Consider the following 23964-nt stretch of genomic DNA (forward strand, 5'->3'; position numbering starts at 1 on the left):
AGCCGAAGACCCCGGCAGCCGAAAGCCTCCGGCATCCGAAAACCTCAGCCGCGCAACATCTCCGCGACGAGGAACGCCAGCTCCAGCGATTGCTGGGTGTTCAGGCGCGGGTCGCATGCCGTCTCGTAGCGCCCGGCGAGGTCGAGGTCGGAGATGTCCTGTGCACCGCCGAGGCACTCGGTCACGTCCTCGCCGGTGAGCTCGATGTGGATGCCACCGGGGTGGGTTCCCAGTGCGTGGTGGACCTCGAAGAATCCCTGCACCTCGTCGACGACACGGTCGAAGTGGCGTGTCTTGTAGCCGGTGGGCGAGGAGTGGGTGTTGCCGTGCATCGGGTCGCTCTGCCAGATCACCTTGTGCCCGCTCGCCTCGACCGCGGTGACGATCGGTGGCAACACGTCGCGGACTTTGCCGTTGCCCATCCGGGCCACCAGGGTGAGCCGGCCGGGCTCGTTGTACGGGTCGAGACGTTCGACGTACTCGACGGCCTGCTCGGGGGTGGTGGTCGGGCCGATCTTGATGCCGATCGGGTTGCGGATCAGCTCGGCGAAGGCGATGTGGGCACCGTCGAGTTGGCGGGTGCGCTCACCGATCCACAGGAAGTGCGCCGACAGGTCGTAGAGCACCTTGCCGGCGGCGCCGACGCTCGGGTCCTCGGGCGCCTCGGCCAGGCGCAGCAGGGCCCGTTCGTAATCGAGAACCAGTGCCTCGTGCGAGGCGAAGATGTCGGCGGCGCCCAGCGAGGAGTCGGAGACCCCGCACGCATCCATGAAGCGCAGACCCCGGTCGATCTCCGAGGCCAGCGCCTCGTAGCGGGCGCCGGCCGGGGAGGTGCGGACGAATTCCCGGTTCCAGTCGTGCACCCGTCGCAGGTCGGCCTCCGAGTGGGTCAGCGCCCGAACCAGATTCATCGCCGCGGCGGCGTTGGCGTAGGCGCGCACCAGTCGCGAGGGGTCGTGGATGCGGGTGGCCTCCTCGGCCGGGAACCCGTTGACCATGTCGCCGCGATAGGACGGCAGGCCCAGGGCGTCGGTGTCGGCGGAGCGGGGTTTGGCGTACTGACCGGCGATGCGGGCGACCTTGACCACCGGCAGGCTCGCGCCGTAGGTGAGTACGACGGCCATCTGCAGCAGCGTGCGGATGTTGCCCTTGATGTGGGGCTCGGTGTTGTCGGCGAAGGTCTCGGCGCAGTCGCCGCCCTGCAGCAGGAACGCCCGGCCCTGTGCGACCTCGGCGAGTTGGTCGGCGAGTGTGCGGACCTCGGCGGGCATACAGATGGGCGGCACCGACTCGAGCACTGTCCGCATGCGCCGCGCGTCCTCGGCGGGCCAACTCGGTTGCTGCAGCGCGGGACGGGCCAGCGCGTCGGCGAAACGCGCCTGCAGGTCGCCGGGCAGCGGCGGGAGTTCGGGCAGTTCGTCGATCGGAACGTCTACGGTCCAGTTCACCACCGCTCCAGCGTAGCGATGCCGGCCTCGCAAACGTGCATCGGCCGAGATTGATCAGGCGCAACACAGCGAGGCCGGCCTCGCGGACGTGCATCGGCCGAGACTGGTCAGGCGTCGGGCTGCCGTGCCTGTTCGATCGCCTGCCACTTGCGCCAGTTGTGGCGAGCATCACTGAGTGCGTCGTGGGCGTCGGCGGGTGCCGACGGCAGGGGTGGGCGCCCCGCGTATTCCCAGTGCTGACGCAGTTCGCGGGTGAAGCGCGGGATCGTTCGCGGCAACGCGGTCATCGGACCCCACAGCTGGCACAGCACGACGTGGTCGTAAGCGCCCACCCAGGCCCACAATTCGACGTCGCCGGGCTCCGCGGTGAGGAAGTCCAGGAGGTCGTCACGGATGGCGCGCCGGGACCGCCACGCCCGTGACGCCGGCGACGGCAGCTTGGGCAGCACGTTCGCCCGAACCCAGTCTCCCGCCCGGCCCGGATCGAACTCGGTGGACACCGCGTAGAATTCTCGACCGTCCTCGGCGACGACACCGATCGAGATGAGATCGATCGTGGTGCCGTCCTCGATAAACTCCGAGTCGTAGAAGAACCGCATACTGGTAAGTATCACCCGCCACCCGGCGAGGGTCGCCGCCGGAGAGGAACGAAGAGCCCGTCATGACGACAATGCTGACTTCGGTGGATGAGCGGTTGCGCCGCTGGTCGCCGACCCGGCGCGCGCGCATCGTCATCGGCGTGATCTTCCTCGCCTCGGCGGGGATGCAGATGTTCGGGGTGCCGTTCACCTCCAGCTTCGGCACCCGGACCCGCATCGACCTCGACGTCTACCGGATCGGTGCGCAGATCTGGCAGCAGGGCCAGAGCCTGTATGCCGACGGGTCGATGCCGTTCACCAGCGACGGCATCTGGTTGCCGTTCACCTATCCGCCGTTTGCCGCCCTCGGCTTCGTCCCACTCGGTGCCATGCCCCTGGCGGTGGCCGGGGTGGTGATGTCTGTGCTCACCATCGCACTGCTGGTGCTCATCGTCCACATCGTGCTGTCGTTGTTGTCGCTGGGCGCCCGCACCAACCGTTGGTGGCTGGCGGCACTCGTTGCCGCGGGTGCACTGTGGCTCAATCCGGTGTGGATGACGATGGGTTTCGGTCAGGTCAACGTCATCCTGATGGCGATGATCCTGCTCGACGTCTTCGTCGTCGCGCGCGTGCGCAAGCCCTGGACGCGGGCGCAGGGCATCCTGGTGGGTCTGGCCTCGGCGATCAAGCTGACCCCGCTGGTGTTCATCGCCGTGTTCGCCGTCGCCCGCCGCTGGCGCGCGGCCGCCACCGCCGGACTCACCTTCGTGCTGGCGGGCGCGTTCGCGGCGGTGTGGCTACCGCGCGATTCGTTGGGTTACTGGACGCACACGCTGTTCCACACGACGCGGATCGGCGATCCGGCCGGACGCATCAACCAGAACCTCAACGCGGCATGGGTGCGCATCCTGCCGGGCGTCGACGGTCAGATCGCCTGGGTGCTCAGTTCGCTGGCGGTCACCGTGCTGGCGTTGTGCGCGGTGCACGTCTGCCGTCCCCGGGAGGCGTTCGCGGCGGGCGCCGGCCCCGCGGCGCGGATCAATGCGGTGCTGGCGACCTGCGCGATCGCGCTCTGGGGTCTGCTCGTCTCCCCCACCTCGTGGGCGCATCACTGGGTGTGGGCGATCCCGCTGATCCTGACCGCCATCACGGTCGCCGCGCGCACGTCGTCTCGCGGCACCCGGATCGCCCATCTCGGGTTGGCCGCGCTCGGGCTGATCCTGTTCTCCCTCGGGCCTTTTCAGTTCCTCCCACAGAGTTCGGCCTCGTGGTCGGTGCTCGCGCAGATCGTCGGGAGTTCGTATTCGATCTGGGGTATTGCCGCCCTCGTGGTGATCTGGCGGTTCCCGGCCGAAGGCTTGCGCGCGCCGAGTGCCGACGAGGCCACCGGCCGGGCCGAACTCGCCCAGACCCACACGAGCTGAGGCGCTCGCCCGCTCAGGCTGCGGGCTTGGACTCCACGGCGTCTGCGGGCGTGCGCTCCTTGAGGCTGGCCGCGTAGACGTCGACGTACTGCTGACCCGACAGACGCATCAGCTCGTACATGATCTCGTCGGTGACGGCACGTTCGATGAACCGGTTGCCCTGCATGCCCTCGTAGCGATCGAAGTTCAGCGGCTTACCCACCCGGACGGTCACCTTGGTCGGCCGAAACATCACCGTCCCAGGCGGATTGAACTTGTTGGTACCGATCATCGCGACCGGGATCACCGGCACCCCGGTCTCCAGAGCGATCCGCGCGAGCCCGGTCTTGCCCTTGTAGAGCCGACCGTCGGGTGATCGGGTGCCCTCGGGGTACATGCCCATCAGCTCACCCTTTTCGAGCTGCCGGCTCGCCGCGGTCAATGCACCGGCGGCCGCCTCCGCCCCGGACCGGTCGATGGGGATCTGCCCGACCGCGGTGTAGAACCACCGCTGGAATCCACCCTTGAGCCCGGTACCGGTGAAGTACTCGGCCTTCGCCAGGAAGTAGATGCGACGCGGGCACATCAGCGGGAGGAAGAAACTGTCCATCACCGCCAGGTGGTTGCTGGCCAGGATGGCCGGTCCGCGCGCCGGAATGTTCTCCAGCCCTTCGATCGTCGGCCGCCCCAACAACCGGAGCAGCGGGCCCAGCAGCACGTATTTGAACACCTGGTACCACATCGCGTGTGTCACTACCCTTCGTCGCACCGACGAGCGCTTTCCGGCCACTCGATCCGGTTGTGAACTCTACTCACCCCAGCCGGTGCCCGTGAGACATCGGCCACCCGACGGACAGGACTGTGGCATCCGCCGACGCCGCCATGGGGTTCCGGTCGCCATCACGCATGGGCATCGGGCGCCGTCGGACATCGAGGACATCGGACATCGGGACATCGGGACATCGGGACATCGGGACATCAGACATCGGCGACCTGCGGCACGCGCGCACTGATCCCCTGGCGGGCGACCTCGGCGGCACCGAGCACCCCCGCGTTCTCACCGAGTTGCGTACCGCGGATGCGCGCGAGCTGCCGATGGCCGGCCCCGGTGATCAGACGCGCATAGTGTTCGCGGGCCTCATCGAGGTACAGCCCCGACGCGGTCCCGACACCGCCGGCGATGACGATGAGATCGGGGTCGAAGACGTCGGCGATCATCGCCAGCCCCTGGCCGAGCGAGGCGGCGAACTCGGCGAAGGCGGCCACCGCCACCGCGTCGCCGTCGGCGGCGGCACCGGCCACCCGTCGGCCGGTCAACGACCCGGGGTCGGCGGCCACGTCGGTCGCGAGCTGGCTGCGACCCCAGTCGCCGTCGGCAAGCAACTCGACCACCGTGTCGACCAAAGCCGTTCCGCTGCAGTACCTTTCCCAACATCCGCGCTTACCGCAGGAGCATGGACGGCCGTCCGGGACGATGGTGAGGTGCCCGAGCTCCGGTGCGACACCGAAGCTGCCGCGATAGATCTCCCCGTCGATCAGCAGCCCCGCACCGATGCCGGTGCCGATCGCCAGCACCAGCACATTGTGTCCGCGGGCCGCCGCCCCGTAGTGACGTTCGGCCACCGCGGCCGAGTTCGCGTCGTGTTCGGTGAACACCGGGATACCGATGCGCGCGGTCATCTCCTCGGCGACCCGGGCCTCCCGCCATGGCAGATGGGGGGCGAATCGCACCACCTCGCGATCGGGGGTGAGGAAGCCCGCGATCGCCATCCCGACGGCCTTGGCCGCCCAGCGCGAGGTCAGCTCGCCGACCAGACGGTCGAGGCAGTGTTCGAGGGCCTGGGCCGTCGGCGGGGTCGCCGCGCGCAGGGTGTCGAGCATGACGCCCGAGTCGTCGACCACGGCGGCACGCACGCTGGTGCCGCCGATGTCGATGCCGATTGTCAACTCGCCCATCACTTCTCACTTTCCGATGTCGGGTCGACCACGCCGTGTTTGCGCGACGCACCGGTCGGCGGTGTCTGCGGGGCGGCCTCGAGTCGCACCGCGATCGGCTGGTAGCGCCGCGGTGGTGTCCCGGCGTCGGCGGGCGCGCTGCGCAAAGCCGCCGCGATCGCCTCCAGCAGGGTGATGAGTGCGGCGATCAGCCGCGCGAGCAGATCCCCGATCTCCTGCATCAGTGAGGTGATCTCACCGACGGCGGCCGCAGCCGATCCGTCGCCGAGGAAGGCACCGGCCGCGGTGGGACCGCCCGATCCGGACGCGGCCGGTCGTGCGGTGCCGGTGGGCCCCGTTCTGCCGGTGGGCCCCGATGCACCGGTGCCGAACCAACCCGCGACGACGTCGATCTGGGCGGCCAGCGCGAGCAGCAGGTCGCGTAGTGGGTCGCCCGTCGACTCGCCACCGCGCGCCGAACCCGACCCGGTGTCGGCGCCACGGCTGGTGTCGTCAGTGCTCATGCCCTCGCCTCATACGCTCGGCTCATCCGGTCGATACTCCATCTGGCGATTCGTGTGCACAAGCACGGTACCCTCTGCGGCACGCCCGCCTCCATTCCGGGGGCGCGCGCTTGCGCAGCCTCAGGCCTGACGGTCCCGTGGCCAGACGGCCGGATCCGGGGTGAAGCGCACCCTGATCCGTTGGCCGTCCCAGCTCGCCTCACCGACGTGGCAGCGCCGCAGCACCGACGGCAGCCGCACCGCGTGACGGAACCCGTCGACGGTGACGAGCAGGTCGTCGCCACTGCGGCCCAGGTCGAACCGGCTGGGGTCGGGCAGCCGCTGCTCCCACGACATCTCGAATACGGTGTCGAGCCCCGTACCGGACACCGTCCTCACCTCGGCGTCGCCGCTGCCGCGCGCGGCGCCGGTCGGTCGGGCAAGTGACACAGCGAGTTTGCGTAGCCGCGCCGGTCGATCCAGTGGGGCGGCGGCGAGCTCGACGGTGGAGACGGCCACGTGCGGGTCGTCGACGACCACCTCGACGGGCGCGCCGGCACCGACGCCCCGGTTCACCACGATCGATCGCATCGGAAATCCCATCAGGTCGGCGATCGCGAGATGTCGGGGGAGCGCACCGGCGCCGCGTGCGTCGGCCGCCACGACGAGATGCCCGGCGACGACGTGCGGATCGGTGAGCAACTCCGCGATGTCGTCGCAGTCGCCGGCGATGGCGTCGACGGCGGCGGTCAGCTGCGCGAGCATCGGTGTGTCGGCGGCCGCCGCGAGACGTCGGTGGCGCGGCCACAACCGTTCGATGGCCTGCAGCAGGATCGTCGGCGCCCGCAGCAGGGAGTACGGATCGGCCACCCCGGACAGATCGACGACGATGCGTTCCCAGGTGCCGCTGGTGGCCTCGTCGCGGATGCGCCGCAGCAGCAGGAATTCCTCGACGCCCGGCAGCGCGGCGAGTTCGGCGGCGTCGATGCCGGCCAGCGTGGCCAGCACCGGCAACCTCGTCTTGGCGCCCCGGATACCGGCGGTGAGCAACTCGGCGAACACCGCCCAGGTCTTCTCCAGCGACTCCAGCCGGTCCAGGGTCAACAGGTGTACGCCCGAGGAGACCGCGACGCTCGAGCCGGGCATTCGGAAGACCCCCAACAGATCCGGGGTCGGTGAGAGCCGGTCGACGGTGATCAGTAGGGTGTGGCGGTCCGGCCGGGCCAGCGGTGCGCGGGCGCGGTTACGACCGCGGTCACGACGCAGTGCTCCGGCGGCCGCGACCACGGAGATCCCGGAACCCCCCGGCCCCAGCACCACGTGGATGGGAGTGAGATCGATCAGCCTTCGACCCTCTTCTTCAGGTCGTTGAGGGCGGCATCGGTGATGGCCTTCTCGGCGCGCCTCTTGAGTTGCCCGATCATCGGCACCATCAGGTCCACCATCAGTGTGTAGGTGACCTTGCTCGAGCCGGGCACCTGTTGGACGACCTCGTAGCGGCCCCGCTGATCGCGTTGCAGGTCACTGGAGACCAGCTCCCACGACACCCCGGTGCCGTCGGCGTCCCACTCGTACCGCAATTCGTAGGTGTCGCGCAGCACCCCGGCGTCGAGCACAAACCGTACCCGGCGCGCGCGACCCGCCGAATCCCGTTCGGTGACTTGGACTTCGCGGGCCGCACTGACCCATTCGGGATAGTTGTCGAAGTCGGCGATCACCGCCATGATGTCGGCGGCGTCGGCGTTGACCACGATCGAACGTTCCGTGCGGTCGGCCATCACGCACCCGTCCGGCCGGACGCGGCCGCGGGCTCGCCGACGCCGCGACCGTCCTCGAGGACGTCCTTGCACTCGAAGGCCATCACCTTGCCGGCCACCCGGCGCTGCCGGTTGAGTTCGGCGAGCAGGTCCGCGCGCTCTCGGTCCGACCGCCCGCCGCCGACCACCGACGCGGCCGGTTCGGCATGCAGGAAGTAATGCAGGACGAAACCGTCGAGCACGGACTCGCACCAGATCTCCATCGTCCCGTCGATCGGCCCCGACACGCGCCAGCGCACCCCGGCGGCCGCCCGGTCCTCGACGACCTCGAGATGCAGATCGGGCCACCATCGGCGCCACCTGGTCCGGTCCCCCACCACGTCGGCCGCACTCACCGGGTCCGCGGCGACGAAGGTGTCGTCGGCAACCTGAATGCTCGTCACGACTCCAGCTTCACATATCGGCGCGGCCGATCGGTAGGCAACGTCTGCTCCGGCATCGTCTGCACCGCACGTACCTCGCGGCGAACCCGATCGGCGGCGCAACGACCTCACCCGGTCCCGGCCCACCCCACCGCCTCGTGCCAACGGTCGTCGTTACGATGGTCAGGTCATCGTTGACGGTCGAAAGGTGCAGGATATGAGCGAGTACAGCGTTCCCGCGAGGTTCACCATCGAGGCCGATGAGAACGCCACCTCGATCATCTTCGGCATCGCCGAACGCACGCCGGGCCAAACCGTCTTCCGCCGCAAGGAGGGAGCGACATGGGAGCCGGTGCGCGCCGATGACATCGCCGCGCGGATCACCGCTCTGGCCAAGGGCTTGATCGCCTCCGGCGTACAGCCCGGCGATCGGGTGGCGCTGCTGTCGGCGACCCGCCTGGAATGGGTGCTGCTGGACTTCGCGATCTGGTCGGCCGGGGCGATCACCGTGCCGATCTACGACTCGTCGTCGAGCTCGCAGATCGAGTGGATCATGACCGACTCCGCGGCGTCGACGATCATCGTCGAATCCGACGAGCACCGGAAGCTCTACGAGGGCGCGAGTCTCGACCAACCGGTGCGGGTCCTGCAGATCGATCCGGCCGACGGGCCGGGCGCGCTCGAACAATTGACGACCGCGGGCGCCGAGGTCGACGACGACGAGGTCACCAAGCGTCGTGCGACGGTCCACGCGGGCGACCCGGCGACGCTGATCTACACCTCGGGCACCACCGGCCGCCCCAAGGGGTGCGAGCTGACACACGCCAACATGCTCTCGGAGGTCCGTGGGGTGCTCGAGGGCAACATGTCGCAGTTGCTCGCCCCCGGCAAGCGGTTGCTGATGTTCCTGCCGCTGGCCCATGTGCTGGCGCGCGCGATCACCCTGGTCGCCATGGAGGCCGGTGTCGAGGTGGGCTTCACCAACGACATCCCGGGCCTCGTACCGGAATTCGCGGTGTTCAAGCCATCGCTGATCCTCTCGGTACCCCGCGTGTTCGAGAAGGTCTACAACACGGCCCGCCAGAAGGCCCACGACGAGGGCAAGGGTCGGATCTTCGACATGGCGGCGGCCACCGCCATCGACCACGCTGCCGCCGCCGAACGCGGCGACGTCGGAATCGTGTTGCGCGCCAAGCACACCCTGTTCGACAAGCTCGTCTACGGCAAGCTCCGCGCCGCGCTCGGCGGCGAGTGCGAGCTCGCGATTTCCGGGGGCGGGCCACTCGGGTCACGCCTGGGATTCTTCTTCTCCGGGATCGGTATCCCGGTCTACGAGGGCTACGGCCTGACCGAGACGACTGCGGCGGTGACCGTCAACACCCCGGGCGCGGTCAAGATCGGCACCGTCGGGAAACCGTTGGCGAGCAACGCCGTTCGGATCGCCGAGGATGGGGAGATCCTGCTGCGTGGCGGCGTGGTGTTCAAGGAGTACTGGCACAACGAGGAGGCCAGCGCCGCCGCCATCACCGACGGCTGGTTCCACACCGGCGATCTCGGATCACTCGACGACGAGGGGTTCCTGAAGATCACCGGGCGCAAGAAGGAACTCATCGTCACCGCGGGCGGCAAGAACGTCTCGCCCGCCGGCCTCGAGGATGTCATCCGTGCCGACGCCCTGGTCTCGCAGGCCGTCGTGGTCGGCGATCAGAAGCCGTTCATCGCCGCATTGATCACCGTCGACCCCGAGGCCTTCCCGGCGTGGAAGGAACGCAACGGCAAGCCCGCCGACGCATCGGTGGCCGACCTCGCCAACGACCCCGACCTACGCGCGGCGATCCAGTCGGCCGTCGACGAGGCCAACAAGACTGTCTCGCACGCCGAGTCGATCAAGAAGTTCCGGATTCTCGGTGACGATTTCAGCGAGGAGACCGGCGAGATGACCCCGACGCTGAAGGTCAAGCGCAACGTGGTCGTCGATAAGTACGCCGGCGACATCGACGCGCTCTACGCCAAGCGCTGAGTCGCCCGTCGGCGCCGCCTGGGTCGTCGACACCACCGGCCGGAGCCGATCACAGCAGCTGACGTAGCCGCGCGGCCATCTGCGACCACTGCCAGTGGTCCTCGACGAATCGGCGTCCCTGACGGCCCATCTCGGCGGCGGCGTCGCGATCGGAGAGGATCCCGATGAGCGCGAGCGCGACCCCGGCGACATCGGTGCCGTCGACGACGGTTCCGGTGACCCCCTCGCGGACGGTCTCCGGGGCGCCGCCGGAGAGGCCGGCGACCACCGGCACACCGCAGGACGACGCCTCCAGGTAGACGATGCCCAGGCCCTCGACGTCGAGGCCCTTGCCCCGGGTGCGCGCCGGCATGGCGAAGACGTCGGCGATGGTGTGGTAGGCGGCGAGTTCGGCGGCCGGGACCGGCCCGGTGAACAGGACGTGCTCACTGACGCCCTCCGCGTGGGCGATGTCGTGGAGCTTCTCGGCGTAGGGTCCGCCCCCGACGATCACGAGTGCGGCGTCGGCGATCTCCGATCGGATCAGCGGCAGTGCACGGATCAGGACGTCCTGCCCCTTGCGCGGCACCAGCCGTGACAGGCACAGGATGGTGGGTCGCTCACCGAGTCCCAGCTCGGCACGAAGTCGTCGGCGCGACGCAAGATCCGGAGCGAACCGGGTGACGTCGACGCCCGGCGGGAGATACTCCAATGCGGCACGCGGACCGAACGCCGACGCGAATCGGCCGCGGGTGTAGCGGCTGACGTAGGTGATGACGTCGGTGTGGTTGCCGATGTAGCGCAGGATGCCGCGCGCCCCCGGGATCATCGACCACCCGACCTCGTGCCCGTGTGTGCTGGCGATGATGCGGCGGGCCCCGGCCCGACGCAGATATCCCGACAGCACCGCCAACGGCGCGGCCGCCCCGAACCACACCGTCGAGATGTCTTCGTCCCGAATGATTTTCGCGGCGCGACGAGCGACGAATGGGGTGGGCAACATCAGCGTCGTCGGATGCCGATAGACCCGGTAGGGTACCGCGGCGTCGAACTCCTCGTGGCTGCGTCCGCGCCAGCGCGGGGCGTAGACCACCACATCGTCCGGATCCAGCAGATCCACGAGATTCTGCAGGTAGGACTGGATTCCGCCACGCCGCGGCGGAAAATCGTTGGTCACCAGGAGCGTTCGGTGCGTCACGCCACCATCCTTGCCGATCTCATCGCAGTTCGGCCGTCAGCCACGCCCGCCACCGGGCAACGAACTGGGCCCGCGTGATACCCAGGGTGGCCGACAACGCGGCATCGGCGCGCGTGGCGTCGCTCGATGCACCCGCCGCCACGTACAGCGCCCGCAGCCTGGGTTCGCCGAAAGTCGCCGCGACGAAGGTCGCCACCGACCAGGCCGACTGATAGGCCATCCGCGAGGACTCGGCGTCGACGGAGAACTGCTGATCGGTCGGCAGATCGGCCGGGGTGTCACCGGCCTGCACCGCGGCCGCGAGATCCGGGGCGGCATCGGCGGGACGTGTGTAGGTGCCCTTGCGCCCGACGTACTCGGCCACTCCCTCGGTGAGCCACATCGGCGCGGTGGTCGCGGTCTGCGCGCGGGTGGCGACGTGGGTGAGTTCGTGACGCAGGACCACGCCGAGTGCCGGTGCGGGCAGATCACGGGCCACCGGGGTGAGCAGGACACGCTGGCCCGTCACCGAGCCGGCGGACAGGTCGAGGTGGGCGTAGATGGTGGCGGCCGCGGCGGTGTCGGTGGCCGAGGCGGCCAAGGCGTGGAATTGGTCGTCGTCGGCAGTGCTCACCACCACCGAACGCTGGGGCCACCCGGTCCCCCAGAACGCCGATACCGCGGCGATCGCGCCGGGCAGCAGGGAACGGATCCGGGCAACCATCTCGGCGGTGGGGCCGGGCGCCGTCGAACCAGGGGCCACAGAGCCAGGAGCCACAGAGCCGGGAGCCACAGAGTTGGGGGCCGGTGCGCCGGAGGTGGCCGCGGAATCGTCGGCGCCGTCCGGATAGGACGCGATGACCGAGGTGCCACCCGCGGTGGGAACGTCGGCAACGGCCAGCGCCGGCAGGTCCCACATCTGCGTCGGCGGTGCGGGCTCACCGGCCAGGGTCGAGTCGCCGACCAGTTTCCAGGTGTCGTCGTAGCGGGCGGCGACGAGCTGGGTGTCGATCACCACCTCGTCCTCGTCGATGCCGGGGGTGCTCACACCGCCGAGCGCGACGTGCAGTTCGACCGGAGCCACCCAGGTGTCGGAGCTGCCCTGCTGATCCAGCCGTGCCTGGACGTCGGCGCCGACCAGGGTCTCGACTTCCTCGGTGGGAGCGAGCTGGTAACGGAACTCCTTGAGCTGCAGCCGTTTTCCGCGTCCCGGCGTGCCGGGGCGACGCACCGCCGACGACAGGTTGTCCTGTACGGTCTGCAACCGGGCGCGCAGCGCCGGATTGATCGACGGGTCGAGCAGCGCCGCGAGCTGATCGGGGGTGCCCGAGCGCAGCGCGGTCGACAGCGCGTCGAGGAGCTGTGTCACGCCCTGGGAGCGCTGGTCCAGATAGACGTTGCTCGTCGACACCGGTGCCGACGACGAACTCGTGCCGGAAACGACACCGTCACCGTCGCCTCCGCAGGCCGTGATCAGCAGCGACGTGACGACGAGCACCGCACCGGCGCTCGTGGTCACCCCGGTGCGCAGGGTCGCCCACTGCGGGCGGAGCCCGCTCATCCCCCACCGCGGGCGGAGCCCGCCCATCGCCCACCGCGGGCGGAGCACGCCCCTAGTACCGACGCGCGGAGTTGTACGGTCCCGCGTCGTCGATGGGGACGACCTTGACCGGCACACCGAAGGTGGAGGCGTGGATCACGTAGCCGTCGCCGACGTACATGCCGACATGCGTGGCGTCGGGGTAATAGATGATGAGATCGCCGGGCTGCAGATCCTGGCGCGAGACCGGCGTGCCGCCGGCGAGTTGCGCCTCACTGGATCGCGGCAGGAGCTTGCCCGCCTGCTTGAACGCCCACACCATCAGGCCCGAGCAGTCGAATGAGTCGGGGCCGGTGGCGCCCCACACATAGGGATCGCCGATGCGGGTCAGCGCGGCCTGCACGGCGACGAGTGCGGGGGCTGTCCCGCGGGGTACGGCTGCGGGGTCGAAGTCGAAGCGCGGCCCCGCGAGCGCGGCGAGCTGCTTACCCGTCAGGCTCTGGTAGATCACCCGGATCTGGGCGGCCTGTAGCTGCAGTTCGGCCTGCTTCTTCTGCAGATCGCCCCGTACGCGTTCGGCGTCGGAGACCGCGCGGGTGGCTGTCGAGGCTGCCGTATTCGCGGCGTCGCGGTCCGAGACGGTTTGGGCGCGCACCTTTTTCAGCGCCGACAGATCGGCGGCGGCGCGACGCGAGACCATCTCCAACCCGGACATCTGGTCGAGCAGGGTCTGGGGCGAGTTGCTGGTGAGGACGGCGTAGAGCCGGTTGGACCGGCCACCCATATAGCTGATGCGCACCAGCGAATCGAAGCGCGTCTGCAGCTCGTTCAGCGACACCTGGGAGCGGTCGAGTGAACTCTGTGCGGCAGCGGCGGCCTTCTTGGACTGCGCGACGATGCCACGCTGTTTGTCGTACTCGATCTGCGCGTTGTGCATCTGTTCGGCCGAGGTCTCGGCCTCACGGCTCAGCGAGGTGTAACGCGCCAGCAGCTGATCCGCCGATTGCGGCGGGTCGGCCACGGCATGCGGCGTCCCGAACACCGCACCGATCTGCGTCAACGCGACCGCGAGCACCGCGATCACGGTGGTCAACGCCAGGCGCGCCGATCGGTTGGGACCGATCGCCGATCCGGCTCCCACGATTGTCACCACATTCCCCTTGCCACTTCCCCACCGACCCGGGCTCGTCACCTCTGCCTCAACCGGGGCGTCGTAGTCCTCGACGCGTTCGGGCGAATCGCGCTGTGCGCGATCCGCCCGAATACATGCTCACACGTTCTCACCGAGAGCGGGATCAGTATCGGCGAACCCCGGTCAGCGACCATGCGTTGACCGACGCCTTCTGCACCGGGACACCCTCGGTGGAGGCGTGGATGAACTGGCCGTTGCCGATGTAGAGACCGGCGTGGCTGCCACCGTTGAAGATCAGGACGTCGCCCGGCTGCGCGTCGGCGTAGTTCACCGCGCGTCCACCGCCGAGCTGGCCGTAGCTGTCGCGCGGGATCGTCTTGCCGGCCTGCTGGTAGGACCAGTAGACGAGACCGGAGCAATCGAAGGCATTGGGGCCGGCGGCGCCGTAGACGTAGGGCGCGCCGATCTTGGTTTCCGCGGCACGAACGGCCTTCTCGGCAGCACTCTGCACCGGGGCGGTGATGCCGCCACCACCCGGGCGGAACTGGTTCGGAACCTGATTCTGATCGATGCCGGGCACCGTGAACTTGCCGAGATTCGGGATCTCGATGGTCGCACTGGGCGCCGGAGCCGGTGCGGCAAGGGCCGGACCTGCGGCTACGGCGAGCGAGCCGACGGTCAGCGAGCCCGCGATCATCGCCTTCTTGGCGATGCCTCCGCGATTCGGCTGTTCCAAACGATGTTTGGCCACGAAACGAGTTCTCCTTTGGTTCTCCCTTGACCGCCTACCGAGTTAGCTGTCGGGTTCGGGCCGAGAGAATGGCCCTACGCGATCCGGACACAACTGTGTCCAGGGCGCGACTCACCCCAATCCGGATTGCTCCGAAAACGTGTGGTTCCCCGGTTCGTCCGTCGGACGATTGAGCGGTGATCTCCCCAGACCGCTTCGGTTTGAAGCGGGACGCTCTGTGAAGGTCTCGGAAAGGTTACGAAATCGGATGCGTGTCTGTCCACTAGGGGACAAAGGGCCCGATTCGCGGTGACGGCTAACCGGCTCGCAGAATCCGCAGACCCGGGCGCGAACCGGGTCCGCATGCAGGGCCGATGGCAAGTTTTGCCGATCGTGCAGACGCCGTGCTCACCATCGAAGCAGCAGCGAACACATCAACCGCGGAGCAGATCTCGGCGTCGGAATCCCCCACCTCGCGGGCCACCCGTCGACCACCGAGATCGTCCCCATCACCGCTGGTCACAGGCTCTACGAAGAGGTTCATCATGCAGCCGTCACACGCGCGGTGACGGCCCGGGCAGCTGGCGCAGTCGATGTACATTTGTGATCTCCATCTCACTTGCTGTCTGTCGGACGTGTCGGCGGGCGATTCATCCCGGTCCGCCCGTCCCGGCCCGTTGCGCAACGGGCCGGGCGAGCTCCGGTGTCGACCACCGCAGCCGACAGTAGAAGTGGCCACCGACAGAATCGGCGCGCCGCCGACGACGGGCCCGAGAACACACCGATCACAGCAGCCACTCGCACCCCAGCCAATGCTGTCGGTGGGTCGAACTAGTGTTCGCGGCGTGGTGGTTGATACGGCTCAGCTCTCCTTCGCCGACCTCGGCGCAGGAGCAGACACCGACGACGCGGGCTTCGGCGAGCAGTCCCTGTTCGATACGACGATCGTGGTGGTCGACCTGGAGACGACGGGGGGCGATCCGGCCCGCGACGCCATCACCGAGATCGGCGCGGTGAAGGTGCGCGGCGGCGAGGTGCTCGGTGAGTTCGCGACCCTCGTCGACCCGCAGCGGTCGATCCCGCCGCAGATCGTCGCGCTGACCGGGATCACGAGCGCGATGGTCTACGACGCCCCACAGATCGGGGAGGTGTTGTCCTCCTTCGTCGAGTTCGCGCGCGGATGCCTGCTGGTGGCCCACAACGCGCGCTTCGACATGGGATTCCTGCGCCACAACGCCGCGCGGCTCGACCTGGCCTGGCCGTTCCACACCAGCTTGTGCACCGTCCGGCTCGCGCGCCGCGTGCTGACCCGTGACGAGGCCCCCACCGTCCGTCTCGGTGCCCTCGCCGACCTGTTCGACGTCTCGGTGCGTCCGACGCACCGGGCCCTCGACGACGCCCGCGCCACCGTGGAGGTCCTGCATCGGCTCCTCGAGCGCATCGGCAACCAGGGGGTGCGCACCTACGCCGACCTGACCGCCTATCTACCCCGCGGCAACCCCCGCCTGCGCGCCAAACGCCATCTCGCCGAAGGACTTCCGGCACGACCAGGGGTCTACCTGTTCCGTGGACCGTCCGCCGAGGTGCTCTACGTGGGTACCGCGACGGATCTGCGACGCCGGGTGATGTCGTACTTCAACGGGTCCGACCCACGACCCCGGATCGCCGAGATGGTCAACCTCGCCGTCCGCGTCGACCACGTCGAATGCGCCCACGCACTCGAGGCCGGGGTCCGCGAACTGCGGTTGATCGTCGCGCACACGCCCGCCTACAACCGGCGCTCCACCCGTCCCCACCGTGGCTGGTGGATCACGCTGACCGGCGAGCGATTTCCCCGACTGCAGATCACCCGAACCCCCGGCACCGACTCCGTCGGACCGGTCGCCAATCGCAACCGCGCCGCCGAGATCGCGGAGCTGATCTCACGAGCCGCCGGACTGCGCACCTGTCGGGCCCGGATGCCGGTCGCCGCGACACACCATTGGTGCCGGACCCCCGCCGACGGTGGCGACGTCCTCGGCGGGTGCGCCGCGGCCACCGACCGTCCACTGACGGTCACCGACTACGTCGGCCGGGTACAGGCCGCCCACGATCTGCTCTCCGGCCGCGACTCGGCTCTGTTGTCAAGGCTCATCGACGAACTCGATCGGCTCACCGACGCGCAGATGTTCGAGACCGCGGCACGTCACCGCGATCGCGTCGCCGCGACCATCGACACGCTGGCACGCTGTCAGCGACTCTCGGCGCTCTGCCGGATCGCGGAGATCGTCGTCGCCCGGACCGACGGCGCGGGTGGATGGGAGTTGGCCGTGATCCGATACGGTCGGCTGGCCTCGGCCGGGCACGCCCGACGGGGCGTGGCCCCCATGCCGGTCGTCGACGCGTTGGTCGCCTCCGCGGAGACGGTGCTACCCGGGGAAGGGCCGCTGCTGGGTGCGTCCCCGGAGGAATCGGCACTGCTGTACCGGTGGCTCGGCGAGCCGGGCGTGCGGATCGTCGCCGGCTCCGAGGGATTCGCGTCACCGGTCGGATCGGCCGCGTGCCGCGGCGAGTGGGCGGCCGCGGCGCGCTCGGCCGCCGAGACCGCCGTGCCCCGCCGCCGGACGCCGGCCCCGCACCCGAAGGCCGTGGCGCAGCGCGCAAAGGCGGTACGGGCCGGGGGGATCCACGCCCTAAGCTGATGCCATGATCACCGCCATCGTCCTCATCCACGCCGACGTTCACCGCATCCCGGAGACCGCGCAGGCGGTCGCCGACATCAGCGGCGTCGCCGAGGTGTATTCGTGTGCAGGCGACGTCGATCTCATCGCCAAGATCAAGGTGCGTGACCACGCGGAGATCGCCGACGTGGTGACCGGCCGGATCAACCGGCTACCGGGGGTGACCCACACCGCCACCCACATCGCCTTCCGCAGCTACTCCAGCTCGGAGGTCGAGGGCGGCTTCTCCATCGGCGAGGAGTAGCGCGAGTCGACGTGACTCGAGGTGTGACCTGTCTACGGCCGACCGGCCAGCTCCTGTGAGCGGGCGGCCCACCGATCGAGCAGCGCGGTTGCGGCCCCGGAGTCGATGACGGCCTCGGCGCGCGCTTTCGCCGCCACCATCGCCGTGGTGAGGCTGTCGACGCTGTAGGCCTCGGTCATCTCCGCCGACACGATGGCGCCCGCGGCGTTGAGGACCACCGCGTCGCGGACCGGTCCCCGCGCCCCGGCGAACAGGTCGCGGGCGATCGCGGCGTTGGCGGTGGCGTCGCCACCCTGCAGCGCGGACAGCTCCACGAGTTCGATCCCGAGTTCGCGCGGATCGAAGGCGAGTTCGACGACCCGGCCATCGACGACCTGCCACACCGTCGAGGTGCTGGTCGTCGTCAGCTCGTCGAGTCCGTCGTCGCCCCGGACCACGAGCACGGCCGCGTCCCGTTCGGCGAAGGCCTGGGCGAGCACCGGTGCGAGATCGGCGAAGGCACAGCCGATCAGCCCGCGGGAGGGACGCGCCGGGTTGGTCAGCGGTCCGAGCACGTTGAACACCGTCGGGATGCCGATCTCCCTACGCGGTGGCCCCGTGAAACGGAACGCCGGATGGAAGACGGGCGCGAAGCAGAATCCGATCCCCAGCTCGTCGACGCAGCGACCGACATCGGCGGCCCCCAGGCCGATCGACACGCCGAGCGCCTCGAGGACGTCGGCGCCACCACTCTTCGACGACGCCGCGCGATTGCCGTGTTTGACCACTGCGACGCCGGCTGCGGCGATGACGACGGCGGTCATGGTGGAGATGTTGACGGTGTGCGAGCGGTCGCCGCCGGTGCCGACCACGTCGATCGCGGGCCGGGACACGGTCACCGGTACCGCGTGCTCCAACATCGCCGCGGCCAGCCCACGCAGTTCGGCGGGCGCGGCGCCCTTCATCTTGACCCCGACCCCGAACGCCGCGATCTGTGCTCCGGTCGCCCCGTCGGTCATGATCTCGTTCATCGCCCAGGCCGCTTCATCGACGGTCAGGTCGATGCCGTCGGTGACCCGGCCGAGGATCTGCGGCCACGTGTACGTCTGCGCGCTGCTCACCCCAAGAACTGTAGGGCTGACCCGACAATCCCCGGGCTGTGGGGCCCACCCCACGGCCCGGCCTTTCACCCGCCCATTCACCGGCCGGAGTGGTCCGCCTTCTCGGCGCGCTGCAGCACCTGCCACCCCACTGCCCGACCGCCGTGTCGCGATCCGAGACTGGCCATCCTCGATCGTTCCTGCGACAGGTGCAGCGCGTCGACGAGTTGCACCCGTGCCAGCACCACCGTCTCGTGTCCGTCGGGCACCGGGCTGTCCTGCTCCGGATGCACCGGCCGGTACCCGTCGAGCGCGGCAACCGCGATCGCGTCGGACACCCGCGAGGTGGGCAGCGCCAGGACATGCCGGACCACCGCCTGATCCGCCGGGCGCCACGAAGACCCTTCCAGCACAGTCGAACTCGACGCGGCGTCGTCGACACACGACGCAACGACCTCGAGGTCGGTGTCGTCGACGTCGATCACCTGCGACTCGCGGTGGGAACCGATCCGTGCGGTGAGTCGTTGCCATCGGGAACGGGACACCGGACGGCCGTTCACGTCCCGCGGCGCAGGGTCCGGCTCGTGGCCCGATCGCGAAGTACCCATGCCCCGAGCAAACCACGACGGGCCCCACAGACACGCCGAGACACCCGCGCAACCGGCGCCGACCAGCGCGAAGAGAAAAAGTTCCCACCAATCTCGGACCCAAGTGGTCACCGCGTACTACGAACCGTCATACTTCAACTTGTGACTAGCGCTGTAGGTACTTCCGGAACGGCCATCACCGCGCGCGTGCACTCACTCAACCGGCCCAACATGGTGAGTGTCGGCACGATCGTCTGGCTGTCCAGTGAGCTGATGTTCTTCGCAGGCTTGTTCGCGATGTATTTCGTCGCGCGCGCCAACGCCAATCCGGTCGACGGATGGCCGCCGGAGCCCACCGAACTCAATCTGGCCCTGGCCATCCCGGTGACGACGGTCCTCATCCTCTCGTCGGTGACCTGCCAGATGGGCGTGTTCGCCGCCGAGCGCGGAGACGTCTTCGGACTGCGCCGCTGGTACCTGCTGACCTTCTTCATGGGCGCGTTCTTCGTCTGCGGTCAGGGCTATGAGTACTACCACCTGGTGCACGAGGGCACGACGCTGTCCTCGAGCGCCTACGGCTCGGTGTTCTACATGGCCACCGGATTCCACGGCCTGCACGTCATCGGTGGTCTGGTCGCCTTCATCTTCCTGCTGATCCGCACCAAGCTGTCGAAGTTCACCCCGGCCCAGGCGACCGCGGCGATCGTCGTGTCCTATTACTGGCACTTCGTCGACATCGTGTGGATCGGCCTGTTCGTGACGATCTACTTCATCCGATGAGAGCGCGGCACGCCGGGAGCACCCGGAGTCCCTGCGCAGTAACCGAGATTTGCGCGGGGTGAACCCGCATCACAGCCCAGAGTCCGTCCGCTAGTAGAGAGACTAGAGATGAGTTCATCTCCACCGCGATCGTCGGATAGCGACGCAACTGACGCGGTCGAATCGGTCGCGACGCCGTCGACGACCCCGGCGAGTTCCGCCCGCCGGTCGAAGGCACGACGCAAGCTTCGCCGACGTGTCAGCGGCACCATCCTGTTGCTCGCCGGTCTGTTCATGGCCGGCATGATCGCGTCGCTGCTGACGCCCAAGCCGCAGGTCGCCACCGCCGACGTCGACAACGCCGCGCTGATCAGTGCGGGCAAGCAGTTGTACGAGACCTCGTGCGTCACCTGTCACGGCGCCAACCTGCAGGGTGTGCCCGATCGCGGCCCGTCGCTGCTCGGTGTCGGTGACGCGGCCGTGTACTTCCAGGTGTCTACCGGCCGTATGCCCGCCGCTCGCGGTGAGGCACAGGCGCTGCGCAAGCCACCGAAGTTCACCACCGCCCAGATCGACCAGCTCGGTGCCTACATCCAGGGCATGGGTGGTGGTCCCAGTGTGATCTACGAGCACAACCCGGACGGTTCGATCAAGACCGAGAACGGCGTGCGCGTCGTCGCCCAGGATTCACTCCGCGGCGACAACCTCGCCCAGGGTGGCGAGCTGTTCCGACTCAATTGCGCGTCATGCCACAACTTCACCGGCCGTGGCGGTGCACTGTCCGGCGGTAAGTTCGCGCCGACGTTGTCCGACGTCAAGGAACAGCAGATCTACACGGCGATGCTCACCGGCCCGCAGAACATGCCGAAGTTCTCCAACCGCCAGCTGTCGGTGGACGAGAAGAAGAACATCATCGGCTTCATCAAGTACGTCACCGAATCCAAGCCGCAGGGCGGCCTCGGGATCGGCGGCTTCGGCCCCGTCAGCGAGGGCATGGTGATGTGGTTTGTCGGGGTTGTGGCGATCGTCGCCGCCGCGATGTGGATGGGATCTCGAGCATGACCGTCAGCGATAAGGACGTCCCGACCAAGGACGAACTCGACCAGATGAGCAACGACGAGCTGGTCAAACTCGGCACCAACCTCGACGGTGTGGAGATCATCCACCGCGGCGAGCGTTACCCCGAGCCGGGTACCGGTGTCGAGAAGCGTGCCGAGCGTCAGGTCGCCATCTGGCTGACGATCTCGGGCATCTCCGCGCTCGCCTGCTTCGTCGTCTTCTGTTTCAATCACTGGCACTTCGCCATGCCGGACGACCCGAACTACTGGTGGTACACGCTCAACACGCCGCTGTTGGGCATCACCTTCGGTTTGGCGATCCTGTCCATCGGCATCGCACTGGTGCTGATCACCAAGAAGTTCCTGCCGTCGGAGATCTCCGTACAGGATCGTCACGACGGGCCCGGTTCCAGCGACGTCGACAAGGCGACCATCGTCGCCGAGCTCAAGGACTCCGGCACCACCTCCACGCTCGGTCGTCGCAAGATGATCATCGGCTCGGGCATCTTCGCCTTCGGCGCACTCGCCTTCACCGGTGTGATCGCCGCGGTCGGCGGCATCATCAAGAACCCGTGGGCCGATCGTGACGACGCTCCCCTGTGGAACTCGGGCTGGTCACCGATCTACAACTCCAAGGAGAACCCCACCGAGACGGTGTTCCTGCGTCGCGACGTCGGTGACCCTTACCGGGTGGCGCTCGTCCGGCCCGAGGACCTCGACTCCGGGGCGATGGAGACCGTGTTCCCGTGGCGCGTGTCCGACGGACTCGGTGAGACCGAGGAGTCCCGCGAGAAGCTCGTCTGGGGTCTGCGTTACGTCAGCAACCCGGTGATGCTCATCCGTCTGCGTCCCGCCGACGCGGCCAACGTGATCAAGCGCAAGGGCCAGGAGAGCTTCAACTACGGCGACTACTTCGCCTACACCAAGGTCTGCAGCCATCTCGGCTGCCCGACCTCGCTCTACGAGCAGCGCACCAACCGCATCCTCTGCCCGTGCCACCAGTCGCAGTTCAACGCACTCGACTCGGCCAAACCGGTCTTCGGTCCGGCAGCACGCGCACTGGCGCAATTGCCGATAACGGTGAACGATCAGGGGTACCTGGTCGCCAACCGTGCCCACAACCAGGGCAACTACATCGAACCCGTCGGACCGGCTTTCTGGGAGCGTGACTCATGACCATCGCCGACCGCATGGCCACACAGGCCGAAGAGGTGGACTCGCGGTACCACCTCGCCGCCGGTATGCGCCGGCAGATCAACAAGGTCTTCCCGAGTCACTGGTCCTTCATGCTCGGCGAGGTCGCCCTCTACAGCTTCATCATCCTGCTGCTCTCGGGTGTGTATCTGACCTTCTTCTTCGATCCGTCGATGAGCGAGGTCATCTACCACGGCGATTACGAGCCGCTCAAGGGCGTCATGATGACCCGCGCCTACGAGACCACGCTCAACATCTCGTTCGAGGTGCGTGGCGGCCTGTTCGTCCGGCAGGTGCACCACTGGGCGGCCCTGCTGTTCGCGGCGTCGATCATCATCCACATGGCGCGCATCTTCTTCACCGGCGCGTTCCGGCGTCCGCGTGAGGCCAACTGGATCATCGGCTGCCTGCTACTGATCCTGGCGATGTTCGAGGGCTTCTTCGGTTACTCGCTGCCCGACGACCTGCTCTCCGGAACCGGTGTGCGTGCCGCGATGAGCGGTATCGTCCTCGGAATCCCGTTGGTGGGCACCTGGATTCACTGGGCGCTGTTCGGCGGTCAGTTCCCGGGCGACATCATCATCCCGCGCATGTACGTGATGCACATCCTGCTGTTCCCGGGCATCATCCTCGCGCTGATCGGTGCTCACCTGGCGCTGGTCTGGTACCAGAAGCACACGCAGTTCCCCGGCCCCGGCCGCACCGAGAAGAACGTCGTCGGCGTGCGCATCATGCCGGTCTTCGCCGCCAAGGGCGGTGCGATGTTCGCGGTGGTCACCGGTGTCCTCGCGATCATGGCCGGTGTCTTCCAGATCAACCCGGTGTGGGTCCTCGGCCCGTACAACCCGGCGCAGGTCTCGGCGGGCTCGCAGCCCGACATCTACATGATGTGGACAGACGGTCTGGTGCGTCTGATGCCCGACTGGGAGCTCTACTGGGGTCATTACACGATTCCGGCGGTGTTCTGGTGCGTCGTGATCATCACGTTGATGTTCGGCGTGATGTTCGCCTACCCGTGGATCGAGAAGCGCCTCACCGGCGACGACGCGCACCACAACCTGCTGCAGCGTCCGCGTGACACCCCGGTGCGTACCGGCCTCGGCGCGATGGCCTTCAGCTTCTACATCATCCTCACGCTGATGTGCATGAACGACATCATCGCGTTGAAGTTCCACGTCTCGCTCAACGCGACGACCTGGGCGGGCCGCATCGGTCTGATCGTCATTCCGCCGCTGCTGTACTTCGTCGCCTACCGCTGGGCGCTGGCATTGCAGCGCAGCGACCGCGAGGTCCTGGCCCACGGTATCGAGACCGGCATCATCAAGCGCCTGCCGCAGGGTGAGTACATCGAGCTGCATCAGCCGCTCGGCCCGGTCGACAGCCACGGTCATCCGATCCCGCTCCCCTACGAGGGCGCAGCCGTTCCGAAGCGGATGAACAAACTCGGTTCCTCCGGCGCCCCCGGCACGGGTTCGATCCTGCTCGCCGACCCGCCCGAGCAGCAGAACCGCAACATCGAGCACGAGCACGAGCAGGAACTCGCCGAGCGCAAGGCCCTGCGCGAGCTGCAGGAAAAGGGCGGCAACCCGCTCGAGTAGCCAACCTCGAGACCGGCGCAACCGCCGCAAGTGCAACGAACACAACGACATCGGCTGTCGTCACGGATCACGTGACGACAGCCGATTCGTTTGTGCCCGAT

Annotated in this window: 22 protein-coding genes and 1 riboswitch; of the genes, 8 read left to right on the top strand and 14 right to left on the bottom strand. The window is 68.3% G+C overall.

The window, feature by feature from the left end; all coding sequences use genetic code 11:
• Window positions 1–44: 44 nt before the first annotated feature.
• Together AC5ZH6_RS15215 and AC5ZH6_RS15220 are read right to left on the bottom strand one after the other, a co-directional pair.
• Window positions 45–1451 carry a class II 3-deoxy-7-phosphoheptulonate synthase gene (locus tag AC5ZH6_RS15215; RefSeq protein WP_094600709.1) on the bottom strand — a complete coding sequence of 469 codons (1407 nt, stop codon included), beginning with the start codon at window positions 1449–1451 and terminating at the stop codon, window positions 45–47.
• Between the two features lie 104 nt (window positions 1452–1555).
• Window positions 1556–2047, bottom strand: coding sequence for a polyadenylate-specific 3'-exoribonuclease AS (locus AC5ZH6_RS15220; protein WP_020170910.1), 492 nt, complete (start codon window positions 2045–2047; stop codon window positions 1556–1558).
• A 71-nt stretch (window positions 2048–2118) separates the two neighbouring features.
• Here AC5ZH6_RS15220 and AC5ZH6_RS15225 point away from each other — a divergent pair, with 71 nt between their 5' ends.
• Window positions 2119–3450 carry a glycosyltransferase 87 family protein gene (locus AC5ZH6_RS15225; RefSeq protein ID WP_094600710.1) on the top strand — a complete coding sequence of 444 codons (1332 nt, stop codon included), beginning with the start codon at window positions 2119–2121 and terminating at the stop codon, window positions 3448–3450.
• Between the two features lie 13 nt (window positions 3451–3463).
• On the opposite strand, the gene AC5ZH6_RS15230 is transcribed toward AC5ZH6_RS15225, so the two are convergent.
• The 6 genes from AC5ZH6_RS15230 to AC5ZH6_RS15255 all read right to left on the bottom strand — a co-directional run bounded on the left by AC5ZH6_RS15230 (window position 3464) and on the right by AC5ZH6_RS15255 (window position 8067).
• Window positions 3464–4171: a lysophospholipid acyltransferase family protein gene (locus tag AC5ZH6_RS15230; protein ID WP_014360369.1), complete on the bottom strand. Its 708-nt coding sequence runs from the start codon at window positions 4169–4171 to the stop codon at window positions 3464–3466.
• A 236-nt stretch (window positions 4172–4407) separates the two neighbouring features.
• The gene (locus AC5ZH6_RS15235) at window positions 4408–5385 is read right to left on the bottom strand and encodes an ROK family protein (RefSeq protein WP_014360370.1); all 978 of its coding nucleotides are present in this window, start codon (window positions 5383–5385) and stop codon (window positions 4408–4410) included.
• Entirely contained in the window at window positions 5385–5888 is a 504-nt protein-coding gene (locus tag AC5ZH6_RS15240) for a hypothetical protein (protein WP_094600712.1), read from the bottom strand. The genes AC5ZH6_RS15235 and AC5ZH6_RS15240 overlap by 1 nt, the downstream gene beginning before the upstream one ends.
• A 120-nt stretch (window positions 5889–6008) precedes the next feature.
• Window positions 6009–7187: an ArsA family ATPase gene (locus AC5ZH6_RS15245; RefSeq protein WP_094600713.1), complete on the bottom strand. Its 1179-nt coding sequence runs from the start codon at window positions 7185–7187 to the stop codon at window positions 6009–6011.
• A gap of 20 nt (window positions 7188–7207) precedes the next feature.
• The gene (locus tag AC5ZH6_RS15250) at window positions 7208–7645 is read right to left on the bottom strand and encodes an SRPBCC family protein (protein ID WP_006370531.1); all 438 of its coding nucleotides are present in this window, start codon (window positions 7643–7645) and stop codon (window positions 7208–7210) included.
• Window positions 7645–8067: a hypothetical protein gene (locus tag AC5ZH6_RS15255; protein ID WP_094600714.1), complete on the bottom strand. Its 423-nt coding sequence runs from the start codon at window positions 8065–8067 to the stop codon at window positions 7645–7647. The genes AC5ZH6_RS15250 and AC5ZH6_RS15255 overlap by 1 nt, the downstream gene beginning before the upstream one ends.
• Window positions 8068–8263: 196 nt before the next feature.
• Between AC5ZH6_RS15255 and AC5ZH6_RS15260 the strand changes: the two genes are divergently transcribed.
• Window positions 8264–10066, top strand: coding sequence for an AMP-dependent synthetase/ligase (locus AC5ZH6_RS15260; protein WP_265076581.1), 1803 nt, complete (start codon window positions 8264–8266; stop codon window positions 10064–10066).
• A gap of 49 nt (window positions 10067–10115) precedes the next feature.
• Here AC5ZH6_RS15260 and AC5ZH6_RS15265 read toward each other — a convergent pair whose 3' ends face one another.
• From AC5ZH6_RS15265 to AC5ZH6_RS15280, 4 genes are all read right to left on the bottom strand, one after another.
• Complete coding sequence (locus AC5ZH6_RS15265) at window positions 10116–11243, bottom strand: glycosyltransferase family 4 protein (RefSeq protein WP_006370534.1); 1128 nt, start codon at window positions 11241–11243, stop codon at window positions 10116–10118.
• A gap of 19 nt (window positions 11244–11262) precedes the next feature.
• Window positions 11263–12783 (bottom strand): hypothetical protein, encoded by a 1521-nt coding sequence (locus AC5ZH6_RS15270; protein WP_020170905.1) that lies wholly within the window; start codon window positions 12781–12783, stop codon window positions 11263–11265.
• Window positions 12784–12835: 52 nt separating this feature from the next.
• The gene (locus tag AC5ZH6_RS15275) at window positions 12836–13903 is read right to left on the bottom strand and encodes an NlpC/P60 family protein (RefSeq protein WP_370530218.1); all 1068 of its coding nucleotides are present in this window, start codon (window positions 13901–13903) and stop codon (window positions 12836–12838) included.
• Between the two features lie 154 nt (window positions 13904–14057).
• Window positions 14058–14645: a C40 family peptidase gene (locus tag AC5ZH6_RS15280; RefSeq protein ID WP_006370537.1), complete on the bottom strand. Its 588-nt coding sequence runs from the start codon at window positions 14643–14645 to the stop codon at window positions 14058–14060.
• A gap of 16 nt (window positions 14646–14661) precedes the next feature.
• A riboswitch (cyclic di-AMP (ydaO/yuaA leader) is annotated at window positions 14662–14831 on the bottom strand.
• Between the two features lie 605 nt (window positions 14832–15436).
• Here AC5ZH6_RS15280 and AC5ZH6_RS15285 point away from each other — a divergent pair.
• Together AC5ZH6_RS15285 and AC5ZH6_RS15290 are read left to right on the top strand one after the other, a co-directional pair.
• Entirely contained in the window at window positions 15437–17305 is a 1869-nt protein-coding gene (locus tag AC5ZH6_RS15285; RefSeq protein WP_014360376.1) for a DEDD exonuclease domain-containing protein, read from the top strand.
• Between the two features lie 4 nt (window positions 17306–17309).
• On the top strand, window positions 17310–17588 hold the full coding sequence (locus tag AC5ZH6_RS15290; RefSeq protein WP_006370539.1) for an Lrp/AsnC family transcriptional regulator: 279 nt from the start codon (window positions 17310–17312) through the stop codon (window positions 17586–17588).
• 32 nt (window positions 17589–17620) lie between these two features.
• Here AC5ZH6_RS15290 and trpD read toward each other — a convergent pair whose 3' ends face one another.
• The gene (gene trpD / locus AC5ZH6_RS15295; protein ID WP_014360377.1) at window positions 17621–18688 is read right to left on the bottom strand and encodes an anthranilate phosphoribosyltransferase; all 1068 of its coding nucleotides are present in this window, start codon (window positions 18686–18688) and stop codon (window positions 17621–17623) included.
• Window positions 18689–18765: 77 nt separating this feature from the next.
• Window positions 18766–19275, bottom strand: a complete 510-nt coding sequence (locus AC5ZH6_RS15300) for a hypothetical protein (RefSeq protein WP_238534708.1) — start codon at window positions 19273–19275, stop codon at window positions 18766–18768.
• Window positions 19276–19416: 141 nt separating this feature from the next.
• On the opposite strand from AC5ZH6_RS15300, the gene ctaE reads away from it, so the two are divergent.
• The 4 genes from ctaE to qcrB all read left to right on the top strand — a co-directional run bounded on the left by ctaE (window position 19417) and on the right by qcrB (window position 23863).
• Window positions 19417–20034 carry an aa3-type cytochrome oxidase subunit III gene (gene ctaE, locus AC5ZH6_RS15305; protein ID WP_170320210.1) on the top strand — a complete coding sequence of 206 codons (618 nt, stop codon included), beginning with the start codon at window positions 19417–19419 and terminating at the stop codon, window positions 20032–20034.
• A 108-nt stretch (window positions 20035–20142) separates the two neighbouring features.
• On the top strand, window positions 20143–21075 hold the full coding sequence (gene qcrC / locus AC5ZH6_RS15310; RefSeq protein WP_006370543.1) for a cytochrome bc1 complex diheme cytochrome c subunit: 933 nt from the start codon (window positions 20143–20145) through the stop codon (window positions 21073–21075).
• A complete protein-coding gene (gene qcrA, locus AC5ZH6_RS15315; protein ID WP_006370544.1) occupies window positions 21072–22247 on the top strand; it encodes a cytochrome bc1 complex Rieske iron-sulfur subunit in 1176 nt (391 codons plus the stop codon). The genes qcrC and qcrA overlap by 4 nt, the downstream gene beginning before the upstream one ends.
• Window positions 22244–23863, top strand: coding sequence for a cytochrome bc1 complex cytochrome b subunit (gene qcrB, locus AC5ZH6_RS15320; RefSeq protein WP_006370545.1), 1620 nt, complete (start codon window positions 22244–22246; stop codon window positions 23861–23863). The genes qcrA and qcrB overlap by 4 nt, the downstream gene beginning before the upstream one ends.
• Window positions 23864–23964: the final 101 nt, after the last annotated feature.

The sequence above is a fragment of the Gordonia sp. YC-XJ4 genome, assembly GCF_059511865.1.

Bases quoted from the DNA above. Each gene is read 5' to 3' on its own strand.
- AC5ZH6_RS15220 (WP_020170910.1), bottom strand. From the start codon at position 2,047: ATGCGGTTCTTCTACGACTCGGAGTTTATCGAGGACGGCACCACGATC.
- AC5ZH6_RS15225 (WP_094600710.1), top strand. From the start codon at position 2,119: ATGCTGACTTCGGTGGATGAGCGGTTGCGCCGCTGGTCGCCGACCCGG.
- AC5ZH6_RS15230 (WP_014360369.1), bottom strand. From the start codon at position 4,171: ATGTGGTACCAGGTGTTCAAATACGTGCTGCTGGGCCCGCTGCTCCGG.
- AC5ZH6_RS15235 (WP_014360370.1), bottom strand. From the start codon at position 5,385: ATGGGCGAGTTGACAATCGGCATCGACATCGGCGGCACCAGCGTGCGT.
- AC5ZH6_RS15240 (WP_094600712.1), bottom strand. From the start codon at position 5,888: ATGAGCACTGACGACACCAGCCGTGGCGCCGACACCGGGTCGGGTTCG.
- AC5ZH6_RS15250 (WP_006370531.1), bottom strand. From the start codon at position 7,645: ATGGCCGACCGCACGGAACGTTCGATCGTGGTCAACGCCGACGCCGCC.
- AC5ZH6_RS15260 (WP_265076581.1), top strand. From the start codon at position 8,264: ATGAGCGAGTACAGCGTTCCCGCGAGGTTCACCATCGAGGCCGATGAG.
- AC5ZH6_RS15270 (WP_020170905.1), bottom strand. From the start codon at position 12,783: ATGAGCGGGCTCCGCCCGCAGTGGGCGACCCTGCGCACCGGGGTGACC.
- AC5ZH6_RS15285 (WP_014360376.1), top strand. From the start codon at position 15,437: ATGCTGTCGGTGGGTCGAACTAGTGTTCGCGGCGTGGTGGTTGATACG.
- AC5ZH6_RS15290 (WP_006370539.1), top strand. From the start codon at position 17,310: ATGATCACCGCCATCGTCCTCATCCACGCCGACGTTCACCGCATCCCG.
- AC5ZH6_RS15300 (WP_238534708.1), bottom strand. From the start codon at position 19,275: ATGGGTACTTCGCGATCGGGCCACGAGCCGGACCCTGCGCCGCGGGAC.
- qcrC (WP_006370543.1), top strand. From the start codon at position 20,143: ATGAGTTCATCTCCACCGCGATCGTCGGATAGCGACGCAACTGACGCG.
- qcrA (WP_006370544.1), top strand. From the start codon at position 21,072: ATGACCGTCAGCGATAAGGACGTCCCGACCAAGGACGAACTCGACCAG.
- qcrB (WP_006370545.1), top strand. From the start codon at position 22,244: ATGACCATCGCCGACCGCATGGCCACACAGGCCGAAGAGGTGGACTCG.